Consider the following 20,304-nt stretch of genomic DNA (forward strand, 5'->3'; position numbering starts at 1 on the left):
TGTCTGCGCAGGGGAGATCAGAGTGTGTAGGTCGGGTGGAACAGACCGCCGGGCGAGAGGGTGAAGATCTCACAGCCATCCGCGGTCACGCCGATCGAGTGCTCGTATTGCGCGCTCAGGCTTTTGTCACGGGTCACGGCGGTCCAGTCATCGGCCAGGACCTTGGTCTCCGGGCGGCCCAGATTGACCATGGGCTCGATGGTGAAGAACATGCCCTCCTCGAGGACAGGCCCGGTCCCCTTGCGCCCGTAATGCAGCACATTGGGCGGCGCGTGGAACACCCGGCCCAGCCCGTGCCCGCAGAAATCGCGCACTACGGACATGCGGTGGCTTTCCACGTAGGTCTGGATCGCGTTGCCGATATCGCCAAAGGTGTTGCCGGGGCGAACCGCCTCGATCCCCTTGAAGAGCGCGTCATGGGTCACCTGGATCAGACGCTCGGCCCGGCGGGGCAGCTTGCCCGCCACATACATCCGCGAAGTGTCGCCGAACCAGCCATCCACGATGACCGTCACGTCGATATTCAGGATGTCGCCATCCTTGAGCTTCTTCTCGCCGGGAATGCCGTGGCAGACCACATGGTTGATCGAGATGCAGGAGCCGTGCTTGTAGCCCTTGTAGCCGATGGTCGCCGAGGTCGCCCCCGCCGCATCCACCTTATCGGTGATGATCCGGTCCAGCTCCCCGGTGGTGACACCCGGCACCACATGGGGCGCGATCTCGTCAAGGATCGTCGCGGCCAGCTCCCCGGCTTTGTGCATCCCCGCAAAATCGGCGCGCTCATAGAGGCGAATGCCATCCTTGGTCAGGGTCGCCCGAGGTTGTTCGTTCACGCTGGTCTCCATCATGCATGACAGATAAGGGTTTTTCCGCCGTGCTGCTAGCCCCGCTTAGGCGGTTTGCCGCGCAGGATCAACGGGAAGCGCGTGACCGAGCGTCACTCCGCCGATCTCGATCTCGGTGCCGTAGCAGAGCATTTCAACCCCCGCCTCGCGCGCCGCATCGAAGGCCGCCGCATAGCCGGGGTCGAGATCCGGCGCCATGCGGAGCCGGTTGCAATCGGTGCGCTGCACGAGATAGAGCATTACGGCCCGGTGCCCGGCCTCAACCATGCGGCTGAGCTCCACCAGATGCTTGGCGCCCCGGGTGGTCACGCTGTCGGGAAACTCGGCCCAATCGCCATCGCGGCGCAGGTGGACATTCTTCACCTCCACATAGGCATCCGGCAGCCCGTCTTGCGTCGCCAGAAAATCCACACGGGAACTGGTGCCGTATTTCACCTCCGGCCGGATCGTCTTATAGGCGGCAAGCTCGGTGATGGCACCGGCATTCAGCGCCTCGCCCACCACCTTGTTCGGGACCGAGGTGTCGATCCCGGCCATGTGGCCGTCCTCAAGCTCCACCAGACGCCAGCCATAGTTCAGCTTCTTCTTGGGGTCGTCATTCGGCTCCAGCCAGATCCGTCGCCCGGGATCCTTCAGCCCCAGCATCGCGCCCGGGTTCGGGCAATGGGCGCGGACCTCCTCGCCGGTCTCCTCCAGCGTGGCGTCACTGAGAAAGCGGTTATAGCGCCGGATCAGGCGCGCGGGGATCAGAGGGGTTTGAAAGCGCATGGTGCTCGACCTATACCGAGGCGCAGCACAAGGAAAGAACCACGCGATGAGCACACCCACCGCCGCCATGATCGTGATCGGGGACGAGATCCTGTCCGGGCGCACCCAGGACAAGAACATGTACCACCTTGCGGGCGCGCTGACCGACAAGGGCGTCCCTCTGGTCGAGGCGCGGGTGATCTCGGACGATGCCGACACGATCGTCGCCACCGTGCGGGAGCTGAGCGGGCGCTACACCCATGTCTTCACCTCTGGTGGGATCGGGCCGACCCATGACGACATCACGGCCGACGCGGTGGCGGCAGCCTTTGATCGTCCGATCGATGTGCGCGAGGATGCGCGGGCGCTGTTGGCGGCGCATTATGCCAAGACCGGCGCGGAGCTGAATGACGCGCGGCTGCGCATGGCGCGGATCCCGGACGGGGCCAGCCTGATCGACAATCCGGTCAGCACCGCACCGGGCTTCACCATCGAGAATGTCCATGTGATGGCCGGGGTGCCGTCGGTGTTTCAGGCGATGGTGGCCTCGGTTCTGGCCACGATTGATGGCGGGGCGCCGATCCTGTCGGAAAGCCTGCGGGTGATCCGCCCCGAGAGCGAGATTGCCGGGCCCCTGCGGGATCTGGCCGCGCGGTATCCGGACCTCTCCTTCGGGTCCTACCCGTTCATCCGCGACGGGGTGTTCGGCGCCAATGTGGTGGTGCGCGGGACGGATGCGTCCCTGCTGGGCGAGGCTGTGACCGCCCTGCGCGATGCCTTCCCCGAGGCCGCATGACCGCGCTCTGGGCGGCCATCGACGCGACCTGGGCCGCGCCGCAAACCCATCGCAGCGGGCCTTTCCTGCTGCGCGAGGGGCAGGGCGGGGGGCAGCGCGTCTCAGCCGCCACCCTGAGTGCGGCCGACGGGCCGGACCCGTCCAGCGCCGAGATCGACGCCGCCGCCGAGGCGATGCGGGCGCTGGGCCAGCGACCGCTCTTCATGGTGCGAGGCGCGCAGACCGGGTTTGACGCGCTGCTCGAGGCCAAAGGCTATGAGGTCAACGATCCGGTCGTGGTCATGACCGCCCCGGTCGAGACCGTGGCGCAGGATGGCCCGCCCCCGGTCAGTGCCTTCGCGATCTGGCCGCCTTTGCAGATCATGTGCGAGATCTGGGATGCGGGCGGCATCGGGCCGGAGCGCCGGGCGATCATGGCCGGGTCCTGCGACCCCAAGGCCGCCATTCTGGGCCGGGTCCGCGACCGCGCGGCGGGCTGCGCCTTTGTCGCGCTCCATGACGGCATCGCCATGATGCATGCGGTCGAGGTCAGCGCGCCCCTGCGTCGCCTCGGCACCGCGCGGAACATGACCCTCGGGGCCGCCGACTGGGCCCGGCGCAACGGGGCCCATACCTTCGCCATCCTGACCACGCGCGACAATGCCGCCGCCCAGGGGGTCTATGCTTCCCTCGGCATGGTCCCTGTGGAACAGTACCATTATCGCCAAGACCCCAACTGGATGGAGCCCGCGCCGTGACCGATACCCCAGAGCTTGTAACCGCGCTCGATCTGCCTGCGGTGGATCCGCTCCCGCCCGAGACGGCCAAGTATTTCGCGATCTGCGAGGAGAAGCTCGGCCTCGTGCCCAATGTCCTCAAGGCCTATGCCTTTGATATCGAGAAGCTGAACACTTTCGCGGCGCTCTATAACGATCTGATGCTGGCCGAGAGCGGGTTGACCAAGCTCGAGCGCGAGATGATTGCGGTCGTCGTCTCGTCGGTGAACCGCTGCTATTACTGCCAGGTCGCCCATGGCGCCACCGTGCGCGAACTTTCGGGCAATCCCGAGCTTGGCGAGCAGATGGTGATGAATTACCGGGTCGCCGATATCGATGCGCGGACCATGGCCATGCTCGATTATGCCGTCGCCCTGACCGAGGCGAGCGCCAAGGTCACCGAGGCGGATCGCGCGGTGCTGCGCGACCATGGGTTCAGTGACCGGGACATCTGGGACATTGCCAGTGTGACGGGGTTCTTCAACATGACGAACCGCCTGGCCTCCGGCGTCGATATGCGCCCGAACGCGGAGTATCACGGGGCGCATCGGTGAAATGGCTGGCCGGGATCGTCCCGGCCTGTCTGGCCAGCACCCTCGGGGCGCAGGAGCTTGCCCTGCCCGAGGGAGCGACCCTCATTCATGACGAGAGCGAGCCTGCGATCCGCGCGGTGCTCCCGTCTGGTGCCGCACAGGGCGGCACAGTGCCAACTGCGACGCTGGAGGGCGATGCGCGCCACCGGGTCTGGCGGCTGGTGCCGTCCCATTCGATTGCAAGCCTGCTCGCAAGCCTTGGCCCGCAGGTGGAGGCGGCCGGGTTCTCGCCCTTCCTGACCTGCGAGACGTGGGAGTGTGGCGGCTACAGCTTTCGCCTCGCCATGCCCGATGTGGATCCGCCGACCATGATCGTGGATCTCGGGCGCTTCGGCTATATCGGGGCGGAGGGCGCGACCGGGACCGCCCTCGCGTTCATCCTCAGCACCACGCGGGATTCCAGCTATGTGCAGCTTACCACGGTGACCCCTGTCGGGATTGCGGCGCCCGCCGTGGTCGGGGCAGCGCAGGTCGCGGCCGAGCCGCTTCTCGACCAACCCGCAGATCCCGGGGACTTCTCGGCAACCCTGCTGGAGACGGGCGGCATCGTTTTGGAGGATCTGCGCTTTGAACCTGGCAGCGCGACCCTTGCCGCGGGGTCCTTTGCCTCGCTGACATCTCTGGCTGCGTTCCTGCGGGAAAACCCGACCCGGCGCGTGGTGCTGGTCGGGCATTCCGATGCCCAGGGCTCCACGGCGGGCAATATGGCCCTGTCCAAGCGCCGGGCCGAGGCCGTGCGCGCGCGTCTTCTGGCGGAGTTCGATGTGCCGGGCAGTCAGGTGCAGGCAGATGGCGTAGGCTATCTCGCCCCGCGTGCCAGCAACGACACCGAGGATGGGCGCGAGGCCAATCGCCGGGTCGAGGCGGTGCTCGTCCAGCCCTGAGCGCTCAGAGCGTGGTCGGGTTCCCGTCCGGCGCGTATTCCGCCACGAGGAAGTCGATGAAGGCGCGCACCTTGGGCTGGGTGAACCGGCCCGGCGGATAGACCGCGTAGATGCCCAGATCCTCGTACGGCAGATCCGGCAGGACTTCGACCACCTCACCCGCCTCCAGCGCCTTGCGATAGAGGAAGGTGGGCAGATAGGCGATGCCAAGCCCGGACGCGGCCGCATTGAGCAGCGATTGTCCGTCATTGACCGTCAGCCAGCCCGCTGTTCGGATCTGCCGTCTCTCGCCGGACGGGGCCGTGATCTTCCACAGATTCCCCGAGGCCTGGTTCGAATAGTGCAGCAGTTTGTGATCGCTCAGATCGTCGATTTTCTCTGGCGTCCCGAAGGTCTCCAGATATCCCGGCGCCGCCACCAGCCGCTTCGACGTCTCCGTGAGCTTGCGCGCCCGGAGCGTGCTGTCCTCCAGCTCGCCCACCCGCACGGCCAGATCGAACCCCTCGGAGATCAGCTCCACATAGCGGTTGTTCAGCACCATGTTGATCTGGATGTCCGGGAACTCATGGAGGAATTTCGCCAGCACCGGAGAGAGGTGATTGACCCCGAAATCCGTCGCCACCGAGATCCTCAGGAGCCCGCTCGGCTGGGATTGCATGGCGTTGACCAATGCATCGGCCTCGCCCGCATCGTTCAGCACCCGGCGCGCCCGGTCGTAATAGGCAAGGCCAATCTCGGTCGGGCTCACCCGGCGCGTCGTCCTGTTGAGCAGGCGCGCGCCGAGACGCGCCTCAAGCGACGAGACGTGCTTGGAGACCGCAGATTTCGAGATCCCCATCTTTTTGGCCGCGTCGGTGAATCCGCCTTGGTCCACCACTGTGGCAAATGCTTCCATTTCGGTCAGTCGGTCCATCGGATTGATCCTGGCAGCTACATTCACTGATCAGGTATCGGAGACAATTCAGGCGTTATTGGGCCGTCATCCCGTCATTATAAGGATTTTGCCCCGTGATTGTTGGCCGATTCCGCCGCAAACCGGCCAGAAGGTGGCAATGCCCCTTTTTTGCCGTGTTTGCTGAGGGGTTTAGCAGGCTCTCGGTCGTGAGACGCGGCCAACCGGTCACGCCCTTTGGATCCCGAAAAAGTGACCGGAGCGCGACGGATTTGCAGCATGTCTTGGGTCGCGGCTGAGTCGACGCGCGGGGGCTCAGAGCGTGGCGGCCAGCCGCGCGCCCTGATCGATGGCGCGTTTCGCGTCGAGCTCTGCCGCCACATCCGCCCCGCCGATCACATGGACCGGCACGCCGCTCTCGACCAGCGCATCCGCAAGCCCCCGATCGGGCACCTGCCCGGCGCAGAGCACGATCGTGTCCACTGCCAAAGTCTGCGGATCCGTGCGTGCCTCACCCTTGGAGATCTGTAGCCCGTCCTCGGTCACCGCCTCATAATTCACGCCGCCGATCATCTGCACGCCTTTCATCTGCAGGCTGGCGCGGTGGATCCAACCGGTGGTCTTGCCGAGCCGTTTGCCGAGCTTCTCGGATTTGCGCTGGAGCAGAGTGATCTGGCGGGCGCTGGCCTCTGGCTGTGGACCCTCCGCCGCAAGGCCGCCACGGGTCTCGGCGGGGTCAGTGACGCCCCATTCCCGTTTCCACAGATCCGGGTCCTCGGTCGGGCTCTCGCCCTGATGGGCCAGATACTCGGCCACATCGAACCCGATGCCGCCCGCGCCGACAATCGCGACGCTGTCGCCGACCTCGGCCCCGCCGCGCAGCACATCTATATAAGAGAGCACGTTTTCAGCCTCCTGACCGGGGATTTCCGGGTCGCGGGGCAGCACGCCCGTGGCCACCACCACCGCGTCATAACCTGCGACGGTCTCGGGCGTGACCTCGGTGCCAAGGCGCAGGTCGACCCCGCGCTCGGCGACCATTGTCTCGTACCAGTCGACAAGGCCGTGGAACTCCTCCTTGCCGGGGACCATGCGCGCCATGTTCAGTTGCCCGCCGATCCGGTCAGCCCGGTCAAAGAGCGTCACAGCATGGCCCCGCTCCGCCGCCACGAGCGCCGTGGACAGGCCCGCAGGCCCGGCGCCGACAATCGCGATCTTGCGCGGCGTCTCGGCAGGCGCGTAGGTCAGCTCGGTCTCGTGACAGGCGCGCGGGTTCACAAGGCAGGAGCTCAGCTTGCCCGAGAACGTATGGTCGAGGCAGGCCTGATTGCAGGCAATGCAGGGCGCGATGGTGTCCGCACGCCCGGCTGCGGTTTTGGCCACGAACTCCGCATCCGCGAGGAAGGGCCGCGCCATGGAAACCATATCCGCGCAACCTTCGGCCAGCACCTCTTCGGCGACCTCGGGGGTGTTGATCCGGTTCGAGGTGATCACGGGGATCGAGACCTCGCCCATCAGCTTCTGAGTGACCCAGGCGAAGGCTTTGCGCGGGACGGATGTGGCGATGGTCGGGATCCGTGCTTCGTGCCAGCCGATGCCGGTGTTCAGGATCGATGCGCCCGCGCCCTCGATGGCATGGGCAAGCTGCACGACCTCTTCCCAGGTGGAGCCGTTGGGGATCAGGTCGATCATGCTCAGGCGATAGATCACGATGAAATCCTCGCCCACGGTCTCGCGCACCCGGCGCACGACTTCGACCGGCAGGCGCATCCGGTTTTCATAGCTGCCGCCCCAGCGGTCCTCGCGGCGGTTCGTGTGGGTGACGAGGAACTGGTTGAGGAAATAACCCTCCGAGCCCATGACCTCGACCCCGTCATAGCCCGCTTCGCGGGCCCGGGCGGCGGCGGTGGCGATATCCGCGATCTGCTTTTCGATGCCCTCTTCGTTCAGTTCCTTGGGCGGAAATGGCGAGATCGGGGATTTCACCGCCGAGGGGCCGACGCAATCGGGCGAATAGGCGTAGCGCCCGGCATGGAGGATCTGCATCGCGATCTTGCCCTCGGCCGCGTGGACCCGGTCCGTCACGATACGGTGGTTGGCGATATCCTCGGGCGTGAAGAGCCCCGCCGCCCCGGGAAACACGCCGCCCTCCTTGTTGGGCGCCATGCCGCCCGTCACCATCAGACCGACACCGCCCCGGGCGCGCGCCGCGTAGAACTCTGCCACACGGTTCCAGTCCCGCGTCTCCTCAAGCCCCGTATGCATCGAGCCCATGAGCACCCGATTGCGCAGGGTTGTATGGCCCAGCTCCAAAGGACGCAGAAGGTTCGGATAGGCTGTCATGATGGCGCTCCGGTGGTGTGGCGATTGCCGCGCAGACTGCCGGGGGGCGGCGGGGATGTCATCCGCAACGCTGCGTCAGTCCTCGGCAGCCCTTGCGCGGGCCTCGGCCTGAAACGCGCCGCGCAGCTGATCGAGCTCGGCGCGCAGGAGCGCAACCTCGCCCCGCAGATCATCCGCCAAATCCCCGCCCGCGAGGATTGGCAGACGCGCCAGCACAGCCTCCGTGGCGCTGTCGATGATCAGAAAGACGGACGTGCCATCGCGCAGAACCGTCGCAGGGAGGGGCCAGCGCACCTCCCAAACACCGGGCTGACCGGGCAGGGCGGTGACCTCCGGATCCGAAAGGCGCGTGCCGTCCAGCAAGACCGCGAGGGCTGGTTCCGCTCCGGGATTGGTTGCGGTCAGACGGCCCTGCCAGATACCTCCGGCAAAACCGGTTTTTTCCAGTTCGAACGCAGTGGGGGTGTCGGAGGGCATGGGCGTCACAGCTCCGCTCTGGCATGGCGCGACAGGATGAGGTCGCAGAAGGTGAGGCGTCGCATGGCGGGCTCCTCGACCATCAGGTCGATCCAGATCCGCTCCAACGGCATGTCGCGCAAGTGACCATAGGCCAGATCGAAGGCCACCTCGGTGGTGCTGCCTTCGGTGGGCGGAAACTCCGCAAGCATCTGCGCGGTGTTCGGTCCCTGCTGCAGGTTGAGACGGCCATAGAGCCGGGTCTCTGCGGACATCGTCAGATTGAGGGTGAGCCTCAAGACGTCGCGTAAGCCGATCCCGGTGACCTGATCTTCCGGCAGGCTCAGGACGAGCGACAGGAAGGAACCGCGAAAGCGCAGCGTGTCGAGGGACAGGGCGAACCGGGCGGGCGCCGCAGGCAGGGCGAGGGTCTGGCGCAGGGTGATCTCGGCCAGGGGGCAGTCGTGAAAGAGCGCAAGATCCGGGCTGATCTTAGTGCCGTTTTCCGGCCCCACATGGGCGGCGGGCAGGGCCGCATCGCACCAGGAGAGAGGTCTGTAGGCCCAGAGTGCTCCGGCAGGGACCGCCGCCGGGGCAGCTTGCAGGGTGCGCAACCCGGCCTCGGCCTGTCTTGCGGCGCGATCCGCATCCGCCCGGGCCGCGCGCGCAGCGTCCCGGCGAGTGCGCAGGGCCGCCGCGTCCGCAGGGGAGCCCTCGGCGAGGGCCTCTTTCTGTCCGGTGATCAGATCGCTCAAACGGCGCAGCATGCGGCGTGGTCCCTTTCCATCGGCCCATGGTCTGGCGCGCCGTGTGATCCAGCGCGCAAACCCACCCTATCGCGCCATGCCCGGGCGGCAAGCGGGAACCGCGCGGGGCTATTGCGCCTCGGCGCTCGGGGGCAGGTTGCTCCGTCGGATCGCTTCGGCGAAGTCGCGCACGGCGCTCAGCCCCTCGCGCGCTGAAAGCGGGTCGGCCTCGAACCCCAGAACGGCGAGGGCCACGATCCGCCCGTCCACGTCGAGAAAGGCGCGCCAATGCTCGGCGGTCATGCCGGGTGCGTAGCTCTCGCTCTCGTCCCGGGCATGGACATAGAGCACATCGCCCCGGGAGAAGCTGTCGAGGATCGTGACAGTCGCTGCATTCTTGTCCCGGCTCAGCATGGCCCGCCCGGTTTCGGAGCGCAGAAAGCTCGCGAGCAGATCGGATTGGCTGGCCACTTCAATCGCATCGGTCTCCCGGACGGCGGCGGTCAGAAGGGCATGGATTGGAGGCTGCGGTGCCTCCTCCGAGCGGGTGATCGCCGCGCAATTGCCCAGAAGGACGAAGGCCTGAGTGCCGCGATCCCGTGTCGCGAACGGATAGACGCAGAACCCTTCGGGCCCGGCAATCGTGACCTCCCCGCGGGAGACAGTCACCGCCGATTGTCCGATCGCCCCGATGGACAGGCCAATCGCGCCCAGCTCGGCGCAGCCCGCCAGCACGAGGCTGGCGAGCCCGGCCAGGCCCGCCATGCGGACCCGGCGCAGAGCAAACCGCTCAGAGATCGGCGTAAACGTGCTTTTCTTCGCCGCCGCCGGGATGGGTCACCGCCCCGAGACGCGCGCCGCCCACAAGCTGGGCGTATTTCCACAAGGCACCGGTCGCATAGATCGTCTCGCGCGGGCCGGCCCAATTGGCCTTGCGCTCGGCCAGCTCGTCCTCGGTCAGCGCGACCGAAAGCTCGCCCTTGATCGCGTCGATGGTGATCATGTCGCCATCCTGGAGCATCGCGATGGGACCGCCATGGGCCGATTCCGGACCCACATGGCCGACGCAGAAGCCGCGCGTTGCGCCAGAGAAGCGGCCATCGGTGATCAGCGCCACCTTCTTGCCCATGCCCTGACCCGAGAGCGCGGCGGTGGTCGCCAGCATCTCGCGCATGCCCGGACCACCTGCGGGGCCCTCGTTGCGGATGACGAAAACATCGCCCTCTTCATAGGCGCGGTTCTGCACTGCCTCGAATGCGTCTTCCTCGCATTCGAACACGCGGGCCGGGCCGGTGAAGCTCAGCTGGTCCTCGGTCATGCCCGCGATTTTCACGATGGCACCTTCGGGGGCGAGGTTGCCCTCCAGCCCGACAACACCGCCCGTGGTCGAGAGCGGCTTGTCCACCGGGTAGATCACCCGGCCATCGGCGTCGCGCGCGACCTTGTCGAGCTCTTCGCCCATGGAATAGCCCGTGGCGGTCATGCAGTCTTCGTGGATCAGACCGGCGCGGCGCAGCTCGCGCATCACAACCGGCACACCGCCCGCCTCATACATGTCCTTGGCCACATATTTGCCGCCCGGCTTCAGGTCGACGAAATAGGGCGTGTCACGGAAGATGTCGCAGACATCCTGCAGCGTGAAGGAGATCCCGGCCTCATGGGCAATTGCGGGCAGGTGCAGACCGGCATTGGTCGACCCGCCGGTGCAGGCCACGATGCGCGCGGCATTCTCCAGCGACTTGCGGGTCACGATGTCCCGCGCGCGGATGTTCTTCTCGATCAGGTCCATCACCGCGCGGCCCGAGGCCTCGCCATACTGGTCCCGGCTCTCATAGGGTGCGGGCGCCCCGGCAGAGTTCGGCAGCGCGAGGCCGATCGCCTCGGAGACACAGGCCATGGTGTTGGCGGTGAACTGACCGCCACACGCCCCGGCGGAGGGGCAGGCCACGCGCTCCAGCACTTCGAGCTCGGCATCGGAGTAGTTCCCGGCCTGGTGCTTGCCCACGGCCTCGAACACATCCTGAACCGTGACATCCTCGCCGTTCAACCGGCCCGGCAGGATCGAGCCGCCATAGATGAAGACCGAAGGGACGTTGAGACGCACCATGGCCATCATCATCCCCGGCAGGGACTTGTCGCAGCCCGCCAGACCCACAACCGCGTCATAACAATGGCCGCGCATGGTCAGCTCGACCGTGTCGGCAATCGCCTCGCGCGACGCCAGCGACGAACGCATGCCCTCATGGCCCATGGCGATCCCGTCGGTCACGGTGATCGTGGTGAACTCGCGCGGCGTGCCATAGGCCTGCTTGACGCCCATCTTCACGGCTTGGGCCTGACGGCTCAGCGCGATGTTGCAGGGCGCGGCTTCGTTCCAGCAGGTGGCGACCCCGACCAGCGGCTGGTGGATCTCTTCCTCGGTCATGCCCATCGCATAGTAATAGGACCGGTGCGGCGCGCGGGCCGGGCCTTCGGTGACATGACGGCTGGGCAATTTGGACTTGTCGAACGGACGCTTGAGCATGACGTGTCTCTCCTGGCAATTGCTCCGCCTGATACGCGCTCAGGGACGTCGGCACAAGCATGGCGGAGGCCTAACGCAGCGCTGACGGGATCGCGCGCAGGCTTGCGGGGCTATTTCAGCCTCGGAGTTTTTTGATGACCCGCCTTTCTCTCGCTTTGACAGCCATTTTGACCCTGACCCTTCCCCCTGCCGCGCAAGCCCAGGACAACACCCCGTCCCTGCTGATCCGGCCGGAGACGAGCCTGACGCTCCGCCCCAATGTGGAGCTGACCGTGCGGCCCGAGATCCTGCGGGATCTGCGTTTGACCGCGACCCAGATCGAGCAGTTCCTGCGCGCTCATCCTGAGTTGGATAAGGAGGCCAAGCCTCTGCCCGACGGGCGCATCCAACTGCCGCCTGATCTGGTGGAGGGCGCGCGCTACGGGCTCGAGAAGCGCATGGCCATCGCCGGGCATGGGCAGGTTTTCGATATCGAGGGCCGTCCGATCAAGATCGACCGGGATGAGGCTGCCAAGCTTCTGTCCGATATCCAGGAAGTTGCCCTGCTGGAGCGGCGCGCCAGCAAACTGCCTGAGATGGAGGGCATGGATCAGCTCATCGAGATCACCAAAATCCTTGAGGAAGTGCGGAGCCTCCGCGATCTGGACGAGACGAACCGGCTTTACGCGCAATACCTCACCATCCGGGCCGAGGCGCAGATGCTGGAGGATTCGCGTCGCGCCGCCCTGCTATGGCGGGCCGAGCACCTGTCGCGGCTGCTCTTCCCCCGTCCGGAGATCGAAGCCGTGCTGCGCCCGGATCTCATCCGCGTCAAGCTGCGCCTGTCGGACTGGATCATCTCCCTGCTCACGCAGACCGACTATATGCGCAGCTGCGGGGCCGAGGATGTGCCCGTGCCGCCGGATTTCTCGACCAACTCGTCGAAATGGACCTTCCAGGGCAATCTTGCGAGCACGCTGATCGTTCAGGGCAAGACCGCGGCGGTCTATACCTATGCCTCGCCCTCGGTGCGCGGCAGCTGTATCGCCCTGCCGCGTGGGCCCGGTGGTACCACCGATGTGGCGGGTGTGATCTGCCAGAGTGCGGAGACCGGCAAGGCCTGTTTCTGGGACAATCTCGAAAAGGGCACGGGCGACATCATTCCCTTTGGCAACAACGCGGTCATCAAAATCCGCGACATGCAGGACGCGACCGAGCTGTCGCTGAACTGCACGGGCTGCCATCAGGGCAACAACGTGTTCAACATCTCGCCGGATGATCCCACATGGTGCCGCCTGCTGCGCGGTGGCCAAAGCGGGGCGAATTGCAACGCGCTGTCGGGGCCCAATGCGGCGAATTTCACGACCGAGGTGGATCCCGGCGTGCTGCCCCTGAGCGTTCCGGGGACTATGCCGCCGGTGCTGCATTCGCGCTATACGCCGCTCTCGGGCTCGCCCGCGCGTCCGGGATGGGTGAACAACACCGCCCCGGGCTGCGGGGGTGCCTGTCATCTGGGGCCGAACGGCGCCTTCACGCCGCCGCCCATGCCGCCGACCTGCGGCGCCAACTGCAACTGAGGACGGTTGTCCTCAGCGCCTGCGCGGGCCATAGGTCCGCGCGAGCAGCCGGAGCCACGCGAAATGTCCTTTTGGACCCCTGAATTTGACCGATTTGCAGCCCCGGCGCGGACCCGCCCGGCGCTGTGGCGTTTCTTTGCGGGCCTTGTCCTGCTGGTCGTGGTCTACATCGCGTGCCTTGCGGGGATCTTTGGTCTGATCGCGCTGATCGGAGGAGAGTCGGCGCTGATCCATTGGATGCAGCGGGTGGAGCAGGCCGCCGGACCCACAGCGACCCTGATCCTGCTGGCGACGTTCGGTGGTGTGATCCTCGGACTATGGGCGGCGCTGCGACTGATCCATGGGCGCGGGCTGAGCACAACGCTTGGTCCTGCGGGGCTGGGGCGGCGCGGGTTTCAGCGGGCCGCGTTGATCACCGCTGCGGGGCTTGTCCTGTCCATGGCGCTCTTTCTGCCGCGGATCGAGATCCTGCCGAACCTGCCTTGGGCGATCTGGGCGTCGTTCCTGCCCCTCGCGCTCTGCCTGATCGCGCTGCAGACCGGGGCCGAAGAGATGCTCTTTCGAGGCTATCTGCAACAGGAGCTTGCCACGCGTTTTGCCAACCCGCTGGTCTGGATGCTCCTGCCCAGCATCCTCTTTGGGCTGGCCCATTACGATCCGGGCGCTGCGGGGGAGATCGCCTGGATGGTGGCCCTGGCCGCTGGGCTCTTTGGCCTGCTGGCGGCGGATCTGACCCGGCGTACAGGTCATATCGGCGCGGCCTGGGGGATGCATTTCGCCAATAACTGCTTTGCAATCCTCGGGATCTCGGTGCAGGGCACGATCCCGGGCCTGTCCCTCTACACCACCGAGCTGGCAATTTCGGATGCTGCCGAGATCGCGCCCCTCCTGTGGCAGGATATGGCGATGACCGTCCTGCTCTATCTCGCCGTGCGCTGGGCTGTCGCGCGCTGATTGCATTTCCCGGCGGCGCCGACTATCTCAGGCGCACACGACCCAGCCCCTTTCCGACCAGAGCGACCGATGAACTGGATCTCCAACTACGTCCGCCCGACCATCAACTCCCTGTTTTCGCGGCGCGAAGTGCCCGAGAACCTGTGGACCAAATGCCCCGAATGCGGAACGATGCTGTTCCACCGGGAGCTGTCGGACAACCAATTCGTCTGCGTCAGCTGCGACCACCATATGGCGATCACGCCCCGCGCGCGCTTTGAGGCGCTGTTTGACGGCGGGATCTTCTCGGAAGTCGAGGTGCCCGCGCCGATCGCCGATCCGCTGCAATTCCGCGATCAGAAGAAATACCCTGACCGGATGAAAGCCGCGGTGAAAACCACAGGCGAGAAAGAGGCGATGCTGGTCGCCGAAGGTGAGATCGGGCGCACGCCGATCATTGCCGCCGCTCAGGATTTCAGCTTCATGGGCGGCTCCATGGGGATGTATGTGGGCAACGCGATCGTGGCCGCCGCCGAGCGCGCGGTGGAACTGAAGCGCCCGTTGATCCTGTTCTCCGCCGCCGGGGGCGCGCGCATGCAGGAGGGCATTCTGAGCCTGATGCAGATGCCGCGCACGACCGTGGCGGTCGAGATGCTCAAGGAAGCCGGGCTGCCCTATATCGTCGTGCTGACCCACCCGACCACGGGCGGGGTGACGGCCTCCTATGCGATGCTGGGCGATGTGCAGATCGCCGAACCCAACGCGCTGATCTGCTTTGCCGGGCCGCGCGTGATTGAGCAGACCATTCGTGAGAAGCTGCCCGAAGGGTTCCAGAGGGCCGAATACCTGCTGGATCACGGGATGCTCGACCGGGTGACCCACCGCATGAAGTTGCGCGAAGAGCTGATCCGGATCACGCGCATGCTGCTGGGGCTCGACCCGGCGATCGCCGGGGATCTGCCTGCGCCGGAGCCCGCTCCGGCAGCGGACGCAGCGGCGGAGACTGCGCCGGAATCCTCGCCGCCCCTGGCTCAGCCCGGGGAAGGCCGCCCGTCCGGCTCGTGAGCGGGGTTAAATCCGACATCATCCTCGAGAGGTTGATGTCCCTGCACCCGAAAATCATCGATCTGACGCTGGATCGGGTCTGGCGTCTTCTGGCGGCACTCGACCATCCAGAACAGGCGATGCCGCCTGTGATCCATATCGCCGGGACAAATGGCAAGGGCTCGACCCTCGCCATGCTCCGCGCGGGGTTGGAAGGGGCGGGCCTGAGCTGTCATGCCTATACCTCGCCCCATCTCGCCCGCTTCCATGAGCGCATCCGCGTCGCGGGGGAGCTGATCTCCGAGCCCGATCTGTCGGCGCTGCTGGAGGAGTGCGAGACGGCCAATGGCGGCGCATCCATCACCTATTTCGAGATCACGACCGTGGCGGCCCTGCTGGCCTTTGCCCGGACTGCGGCTGACTACACGCTGCTGGAGGTTGGGCTGGGCGGCCGGCTCGATGCCACCAATGTGGTGGACCAACCGGCGCTCTGCGTGATCACGCCGGTCTCTCTCGACCACCAGCAGTTTCTGGGCGAGACCGTGGCGGATATCGCGGGTGAAAAGGCCGGGATCCTCAAGCGTGGCGTGCCTTGCGTGGTTGGTCCGCAATCCGATGAGGCGCTCGAGGTGATCGAGGCGAAAGCCGCCCGGGTGGGCGCGCCTCTGCTGGTCTATGGCCAGCATTGGCATGTGGGGATCGAGCATGACCGGCTGGTCTATCAGGACGAGACGGGTCTGTTGGATCTGCCGCGCCCGGTCCTACCCGGCCCCCATCAGATCGAGAATGCCGGGGCGGCTCTGGCCGGGCTGCGCGCGTTGGGTGTGGGCCAAGCCGAGGCGGCCATGACCCGTGCGGAATGGCCCGCGCGCATGCAACGGCTGCGCGATGGGGCTCTGGCGACAGCGCATCCCACCCTCGATCTCTGGCTCGACGGCGGGCACAACCCGGCGGCGGGGACAGCGCTGGCTGAGACCCTTGCCGGTCTGCCGGAGCGTCCGACCTATCTCGTTTGCGGCATGCTGCGCACCAAGGATGTCTCCGGGTTTTTGCGCCCTCTGGCGGCGCAGGCGCGGGCATTGCGCGCGCTCTCGATCCCCGGGGAGCAAGCGACTCTCACCGGGGCCGAGACCGCCGAGGCGGCCCGGGCCGTGGGGCTCGAGGCGCGCGAGGTGGCGGGCGTCTCCGAGGCTTTGGCCGAGATCGCAGGGGAAGACCCCAATGCGCGGGTGGTGATTTGCGGCTCGCTTTACCTGGCGGGGGCGGTCCTGCGCATGCAGGCGTGATCACAGGCCGCCGTTAACCAGAATCACACGCGGCCAATCTAGAACATATCCTGAACACGCCCGTCTTGCGGGCGCCATCGGGATCGCGATTTGCCCAAGAAATCCAAGACCCTCGCCACCCAGGGCGACGATGCGGATCACACCTATTCCAGTGTGGGCTATCCGAATGACGCCTATTACCTGCCCGAAGGCACCGACCTGAAGGTTATGGATCTTAAACTGGTGGATGAGGACGGGGATGGCGATATCGGGCCCGGCGACACGATCAACGGGTCCGAGGTCACGGCCTCCTTTCTCGGCGACGCGGTGGGCGTGGATTTTGGCGATGGGGAGCAGATCGTCGAAGGCGTGACCTTCTATCTCTCCGATGGCAGTCAGGTCTTCATGGCCACCGATGGCACCCAGCTCGAAGATGGCGAGTCCACGGGGAGCAAATGGGTCCATAGCAGCACCGATGTCCCCGTCAGCTCGATCACCGCGCCCTGTTTCGTGGCCGGAACCCTGATCGCGACGCCCGAGGGCGAGGTGCCGGTCGAGGCCCTGCGCGCGGGCGATCTCGTTCTGACCCGGGATCACGGGGCGCAGCGGCTCCTTTGGGTTGGGCAGGTGACCCTGCCGGGGGAGGGCGAAGCCGCGCCGATCCGCTTTGATCCAGAGGCGCTGGGCGGGGAGCGTCCGCTCTGGGTCTCCCCCCAGCACCGGATGCTCTTGCAAGACGGGCGGCTGGATCTCCTGCTCGCTGAGGGTGAGGTGCTCGCCGCCGCTTGCCATCTGGTCAATGGCGACACGGTGGCCCCGGATCCGCGGATGCAGGTCACCTATGTGCACCTGCTTTTTGCCCGGCATGAGATCGTCTTTGCCGAGGGCGTGCCGAGCGAGAGCTTTCATCCCGGCGAGGAAGGGATGCGGTCCTTCGGTCCCGGACGGCGGGAAAGCGCGGCGGAGACCTTCCCGGATCTCGCGGCCTTCCTCACCGGATATGGGCCTTGCGCCCGGCGCGTCCTGCGCGCCCATGAGGCCGTTCTCGCCGGACGTGTGGTGATCGGGCGCCGCACAACGGGGGCAGCCCTGGCCGCCTAGGCCAGCGTGTCGATCTTGGTCGCGAGCTTGATGTCCAGATCCGACAGCCCGCCCACATCATGGGTGCTGAGCGTGACGTCCACGGTGCGATAGACATTGAACCACTCGGGATGGTGGTCCCATTTCTCGGCCCAGAGCGCCACATGGCTCATGAAGGCGAAGGCGGCGGTGAAATCGGCAAACTCGAAACGCTTCTCGATGGCGTCGCGCCCGTCTACCAGCGCCCATCCCGCTGCCAAAAGAGGGGCCAGCGCCGCATCGCGCGTCTCAGGGGTCAGTTTCTCAGCCATCAGTCCTCCGACAGGGTTTTCTTGAACGGGCCGTAGCCGGTCATCACTTCGATCTCCTCGTCCACCGCGTCTTTCTCGGCGGCAAGATAGGTGCGGATCGCATCGGCAAATCCGGGATCCCGCACCCAATGCAGGGAATGGGTCTGGGTCGGCAGGTAGCCGCGCGCAAGTTTATGGGCGCCCTGTGCCCCGGCCTCGACCGTGGCGAGCCCCTGGGCAATCGCGAAATCGATGGCCTGGTAGTAGCAGGCCTCGAAATGCAGGCAGGGATAGTCCTCGATACAGCCCCAGTAGCGTCCATAGAGCACGTCGCGCCCGATGAAGTTCAGTGCTCCGGCGATGGGCTCCCCATCGCGCAGGGCAAGCACCATCATCATGTCGTCGCGCAAGGTCTCTTGAGCGATGTCAAAGAAGCGGCGGGTGAGGTAAGGCGTGCCCCATTTGCGCGCGCCCGTATCCTGATAGAATACCCAGAACGCATCCCAGTGCTCCGGCCGGATCGCGTCGCCGGTGAGCTGGACGATCTCGCCCCCGAAGCTCTGGGCGGTTTGGCGCTCCTTGCGGATATTCTTGCGTTTGCGCGACGAGAGCGAAGCGAGGAAATCGTCGAATGCGACGTAGCCCCGGTTCTCCCAGTGAAACTGCTGACTGCTGCGCGCCATCAGGCCCATGGCCTCGCCAGCGCGCGCCTCGGTCTCGGTGCAGAAGGTGATGTGGAGGGAGCTGACCTCCGCCTCGACCGCCACTTGCACGGCACCTTGCACGAGTGCCGATTGGCCGACGGTTTCAAAGCCCGGGCGGGTTAGCAAACGGCGGCCCGTGGCCGGGGTGAAGGGGACCGCAACCTGCAGCTTGGGATAGTAGCGCCCGCCCGCCCGCTCATAGGCATGGGCCCAGTTGTGATCAAAAATATACTCACCCTGGGAATGGGACTTTGCGTAGAGCGGCGCGACCGCGATCACCATGCCCTCGGCGCGGGCCACCAGATAGCGGGGCGCCCATCCGCTTCCGGCGCCGACCGAACCGGATTGCTCCAAGGCGCGCAGGAAGCGATGGGTGGTGAACGGATCCGCCGGGCGGCCATCATCCGCCGCCTCTGGGCAGGCGCAGGCATCCCAGTCCTGCGCGTCGATCTCGGCCAGCGTGTGAATCACGCTGATTTCGACGCTTGTCTCGGCTGGGGTGGCGGTGGGCGCGGGGTCTGGGATCATCGAAGCTTTCACCATCGGGCACTGGGTTCAAACATGGCCCCGTCGCGAATGGGGTCAACCCTGCGCACCCCTCGTGGGCCATGGATCAGGGCAGGTATCCCTCAAAGGTGATGTTGTCCGCAGTTTCGAGGGCGGTTTTGGCCTCTTCGGGGCTGCGGATGGTCCAGGTCAGCACCGGCACGCCTCGCGATTTCAGCGCGTGGACGGGGGCCATCTGCAAGGATCTGCGATCATGGCTGATGAAGCTCGCACCAACCCGATCGAAATCGGTGATGGCGCTCAGATGGTCCGCGCGCGCTTGGGTCAGCCCGGGCTCCGTCGCAAAGTCCTTGGTGACAAGCCCGATGGGGCAGTCCGGAGACAGCGTTTGGAAAGACGCCACAGCATCTGGGTTGAAGGACATGACGGCGACCGGTCCGTCATAGGTGGCGAGTGCGCGCGCCACCGCGCGCGCCAACGCGCCATCCTCGGGGGTTTCCTTGCTGGGATGGCTCTTCAGTTCGACCAAGAGCGGGACGCGCCCCGCGACGCGGGTCAGCACCTCCGCCAGGGGCGGGGGTGCCTCCGCGCTGTGTTTCAGGGGGATCCGGGTCATCTCCGCAAGGCTGTGGTCCCGCACCCGCCCGTCCAACCCGGTCAGCCGCACAAGCTCCGGATCATGAAAGACCAGCGCTTCGCCATCGCCGGTCAGTTGCACATCGATCTCGAGCCCATAGCCCTGGGCGATGGCCGCCTCGATCGCGCCAAGACTGTTCTCCACGCGGCCCTGTTTGGCATCGTGCAAGGCGCGATGGGCCAGAGGCCGGTCGAGAAAGGCGCGGGGCAGGGCGGTCATGGGCGGATCTGGAAGATCCCCTCGATCTCAACCGCGACGCCGAAGGGCAGGGCGGCGGCGCTGACGGCGGAGCGGGCATGGCGCCCGGCATCGCCCAGGGCCTCGACCATGAAATCCGACGCCCCGTTGATCACTTTGGGCTGGTCGCCAAAATCCAGGGTCGAGTTCACAAAACCCACCAGCTTGACCACGCGCACCAACCGGTCGAGGTCGCCGTCACAGGCCGCGCGCACTTGCGCCAGCAAGTTGATCGCGCAGAGCTTTGCTGCAGCCGCGCCAGCTTCGGCCTCCAGATCATCGCCGAGCTTGCCCTTGACCATCTCGCCATCGGCCATGGGCAACTGCCCCGAGACATGGACAAGGTCGCCCACCTGCACGAAGGGCACGTAATTGGCCGCCGGGGCCGCAGCCTCCGGCAAGGTGACGCCCAAGGCGGCGAGGCGGTCTTCGAAATTGCTGGCCATGCTCAGTCTCCCGTGATTTCGGCT

21 protein-coding genes are annotated in these 20,304 nt (G+C 66.1%); 9 read left to right on the top strand and 12 right to left on the bottom strand.

Annotated elements, in window-relative coordinates; genetic code table 11:
- Window positions 1-17: 17 nt before the first annotated feature.
- A complete protein-coding gene (map, locus tag ACP153_RS15680) occupies window positions 18-848 on the bottom strand; it encodes a type I methionyl aminopeptidase (RefSeq protein WP_424971954.1) in 831 nt (276 codons plus the stop codon).
- 42 nt (window positions 849-890) lie between these two features.
- Window positions 891-1,613, bottom strand: a complete 723-nt coding sequence (sfsA, locus tag ACP153_RS15685; RefSeq protein WP_424971955.1) for a DNA/RNA nuclease SfsA — start codon at window positions 1,611-1,613, stop codon at window positions 891-893.
- A gap of 46 nt (window positions 1,614-1,659) precedes the next feature.
- On the opposite strand from sfsA, the gene ACP153_RS15690 reads away from it, so the two are divergent.
- The 4 genes from ACP153_RS15690 to ACP153_RS15705 are packed head-to-tail and all read left to right on the top strand — an operon-like array spanning window position 1,660 to window position 4,620.
- The gene (locus tag ACP153_RS15690) at window positions 1,660-2,388 is read left to right on the top strand and encodes a competence/damage-inducible protein A (protein WP_424971956.1); all 729 of its coding nucleotides are present in this window, start codon (window positions 1,660-1,662) and stop codon (window positions 2,386-2,388) included.
- Window positions 2,385-3,125, top strand: coding sequence for a GNAT family N-acetyltransferase (locus ACP153_RS15695; protein ID WP_424971957.1), 741 nt, complete (start codon window positions 2,385-2,387; stop codon window positions 3,123-3,125). Before ACP153_RS15690 ends, ACP153_RS15695 begins: the two co-directional genes overlap by 4 nt.
- A complete protein-coding gene (locus ACP153_RS15700) occupies window positions 3,122-3,697 on the top strand; it encodes a peroxidase-related enzyme (protein WP_424971958.1) in 576 nt (191 codons plus the stop codon). Before ACP153_RS15695 ends, ACP153_RS15700 begins: the two co-directional genes overlap by 4 nt.
- Window positions 3,694-4,620: an OmpA family protein gene (locus ACP153_RS15705; protein WP_424971959.1), complete on the top strand. Its 927-nt coding sequence runs from the start codon at window positions 3,694-3,696 to the stop codon at window positions 4,618-4,620. The genes ACP153_RS15700 and ACP153_RS15705 overlap by 4 nt, the downstream gene beginning before the upstream one ends.
- 4 nt (window positions 4,621-4,624) lie before the next feature.
- On the opposite strand, the gene ACP153_RS15710 is transcribed toward ACP153_RS15705, so the two are convergent.
- The 6 genes from ACP153_RS15710 to ilvD form a co-directional block, all read right to left on the bottom strand.
- Window positions 4,625-5,533: a LysR family transcriptional regulator gene (locus tag ACP153_RS15710; protein WP_424971960.1), complete on the bottom strand. Its 909-nt coding sequence runs from the start codon at window positions 5,531-5,533 to the stop codon at window positions 4,625-4,627.
- 294 nt (window positions 5,534-5,827) lie between these two features.
- Complete coding sequence (locus ACP153_RS15715) at window positions 5,828-7,855, bottom strand: FAD-dependent oxidoreductase (protein WP_424971961.1); 2,028 nt, start codon at window positions 7,853-7,855, stop codon at window positions 5,828-5,830.
- Window positions 7,856-7,930: 75 nt separating this feature from the next.
- The gene (locus ACP153_RS15720) at window positions 7,931-8,332 is read right to left on the bottom strand and encodes a hypothetical protein (RefSeq protein WP_424971962.1); all 402 of its coding nucleotides are present in this window, start codon (window positions 8,330-8,332) and stop codon (window positions 7,931-7,933) included.
- Between the two features lie 5 nt (window positions 8,333-8,337).
- Window positions 8,338-9,078: a DUF6478 family protein gene (locus ACP153_RS15725; protein WP_424971963.1), complete on the bottom strand. Its 741-nt coding sequence runs from the start codon at window positions 9,076-9,078 to the stop codon at window positions 8,338-8,340.
- 108 nt (window positions 9,079-9,186) lie between these two features.
- Window positions 9,187-9,822: a hypothetical protein gene (locus tag ACP153_RS15730; protein ID WP_424971964.1), complete on the bottom strand. Its 636-nt coding sequence runs from the start codon at window positions 9,820-9,822 to the stop codon at window positions 9,187-9,189.
- Window positions 9,823-9,847: 25 nt separating this feature from the next.
- Window positions 9,848-11,581 (bottom strand): dihydroxy-acid dehydratase, encoded by a 1,734-nt coding sequence (gene ilvD / locus ACP153_RS15735; protein WP_424971965.1) that lies wholly within the window; start codon window positions 11,579-11,581, stop codon window positions 9,848-9,850.
- Between the two features lie 134 nt (window positions 11,582-11,715).
- Between ilvD and ACP153_RS15740 the strand changes: the two genes are divergently transcribed.
- From ACP153_RS15740 to ACP153_RS15760, 5 genes are all read left to right on the top strand, one after another.
- Window positions 11,716-13,137: a hypothetical protein gene (locus ACP153_RS15740; protein WP_424971966.1), complete on the top strand. Its 1,422-nt coding sequence runs from the start codon at window positions 11,716-11,718 to the stop codon at window positions 13,135-13,137.
- A gap of 63 nt (window positions 13,138-13,200) precedes the next feature.
- Entirely contained in the window at window positions 13,201-14,091 is an 891-nt protein-coding gene (locus tag ACP153_RS15745; protein WP_424971967.1) for a type II CAAX prenyl endopeptidase Rce1 family protein, read from the top strand.
- Between the two features lie 69 nt (window positions 14,092-14,160).
- On the top strand, window positions 14,161-15,135 hold the full coding sequence (gene accD / locus ACP153_RS15750) for an acetyl-CoA carboxylase, carboxyltransferase subunit beta (protein ID WP_424971968.1): 975 nt from the start codon (window positions 14,161-14,163) through the stop codon (window positions 15,133-15,135).
- Complete coding sequence (locus ACP153_RS15755; RefSeq protein ID WP_424971969.1) at window positions 15,132-16,400, top strand: bifunctional folylpolyglutamate synthase/dihydrofolate synthase; 1,269 nt, start codon at window positions 15,132-15,134, stop codon at window positions 16,398-16,400. The genes accD and ACP153_RS15755 overlap by 4 nt, the downstream gene beginning before the upstream one ends.
- A 90-nt stretch (window positions 16,401-16,490) precedes the next feature.
- Window positions 16,491-17,480, top strand: a complete 990-nt coding sequence (locus ACP153_RS15760; protein WP_424971970.1) for a Hint domain-containing protein — start codon at window positions 16,491-16,493, stop codon at window positions 17,478-17,480.
- On the opposite strand, the gene ACP153_RS15765 is transcribed toward ACP153_RS15760, so the two are convergent.
- The 4 genes from ACP153_RS15765 to ACP153_RS15780 form a co-directional block, all read right to left on the bottom strand.
- Window positions 17,477-17,770: a 4a-hydroxytetrahydrobiopterin dehydratase gene (locus tag ACP153_RS15765; protein WP_424971971.1), complete on the bottom strand. Its 294-nt coding sequence runs from the start codon at window positions 17,768-17,770 to the stop codon at window positions 17,477-17,479. The genes ACP153_RS15760 and ACP153_RS15765 overlap by 4 nt on opposite strands.
- Window positions 17,770-18,981 (bottom strand): GNAT family N-acetyltransferase, encoded by a 1,212-nt coding sequence (locus ACP153_RS15770; protein ID WP_424971972.1) that lies wholly within the window; start codon window positions 18,979-18,981, stop codon window positions 17,770-17,772. Before ACP153_RS15770 ends, ACP153_RS15765 begins: the two co-directional genes overlap by 1 nt.
- 85 nt (window positions 18,982-19,066) lie before the next feature.
- Window positions 19,067-19,816: a glycerophosphodiester phosphodiesterase family protein gene (locus ACP153_RS15775; protein WP_424971973.1), complete on the bottom strand. Its 750-nt coding sequence runs from the start codon at window positions 19,814-19,816 to the stop codon at window positions 19,067-19,069.
- Window positions 19,813-20,280 (bottom strand): RidA family protein, encoded by a 468-nt coding sequence (locus ACP153_RS15780; RefSeq protein WP_424971974.1) that lies wholly within the window; start codon window positions 20,278-20,280, stop codon window positions 19,813-19,815. The genes ACP153_RS15775 and ACP153_RS15780 overlap by 4 nt, the downstream gene beginning before the upstream one ends.
- Between the last annotated feature and the right edge of the window lie 24 nt (window positions 20,281-20,304).

Source organism: Dinoroseobacter sp. S76 (genome assembly GCF_049801095.1).
Classification (GTDB): domain Bacteria; phylum Pseudomonadota; class Alphaproteobacteria; order Rhodobacterales; family Rhodobacteraceae; genus Dinoroseobacter.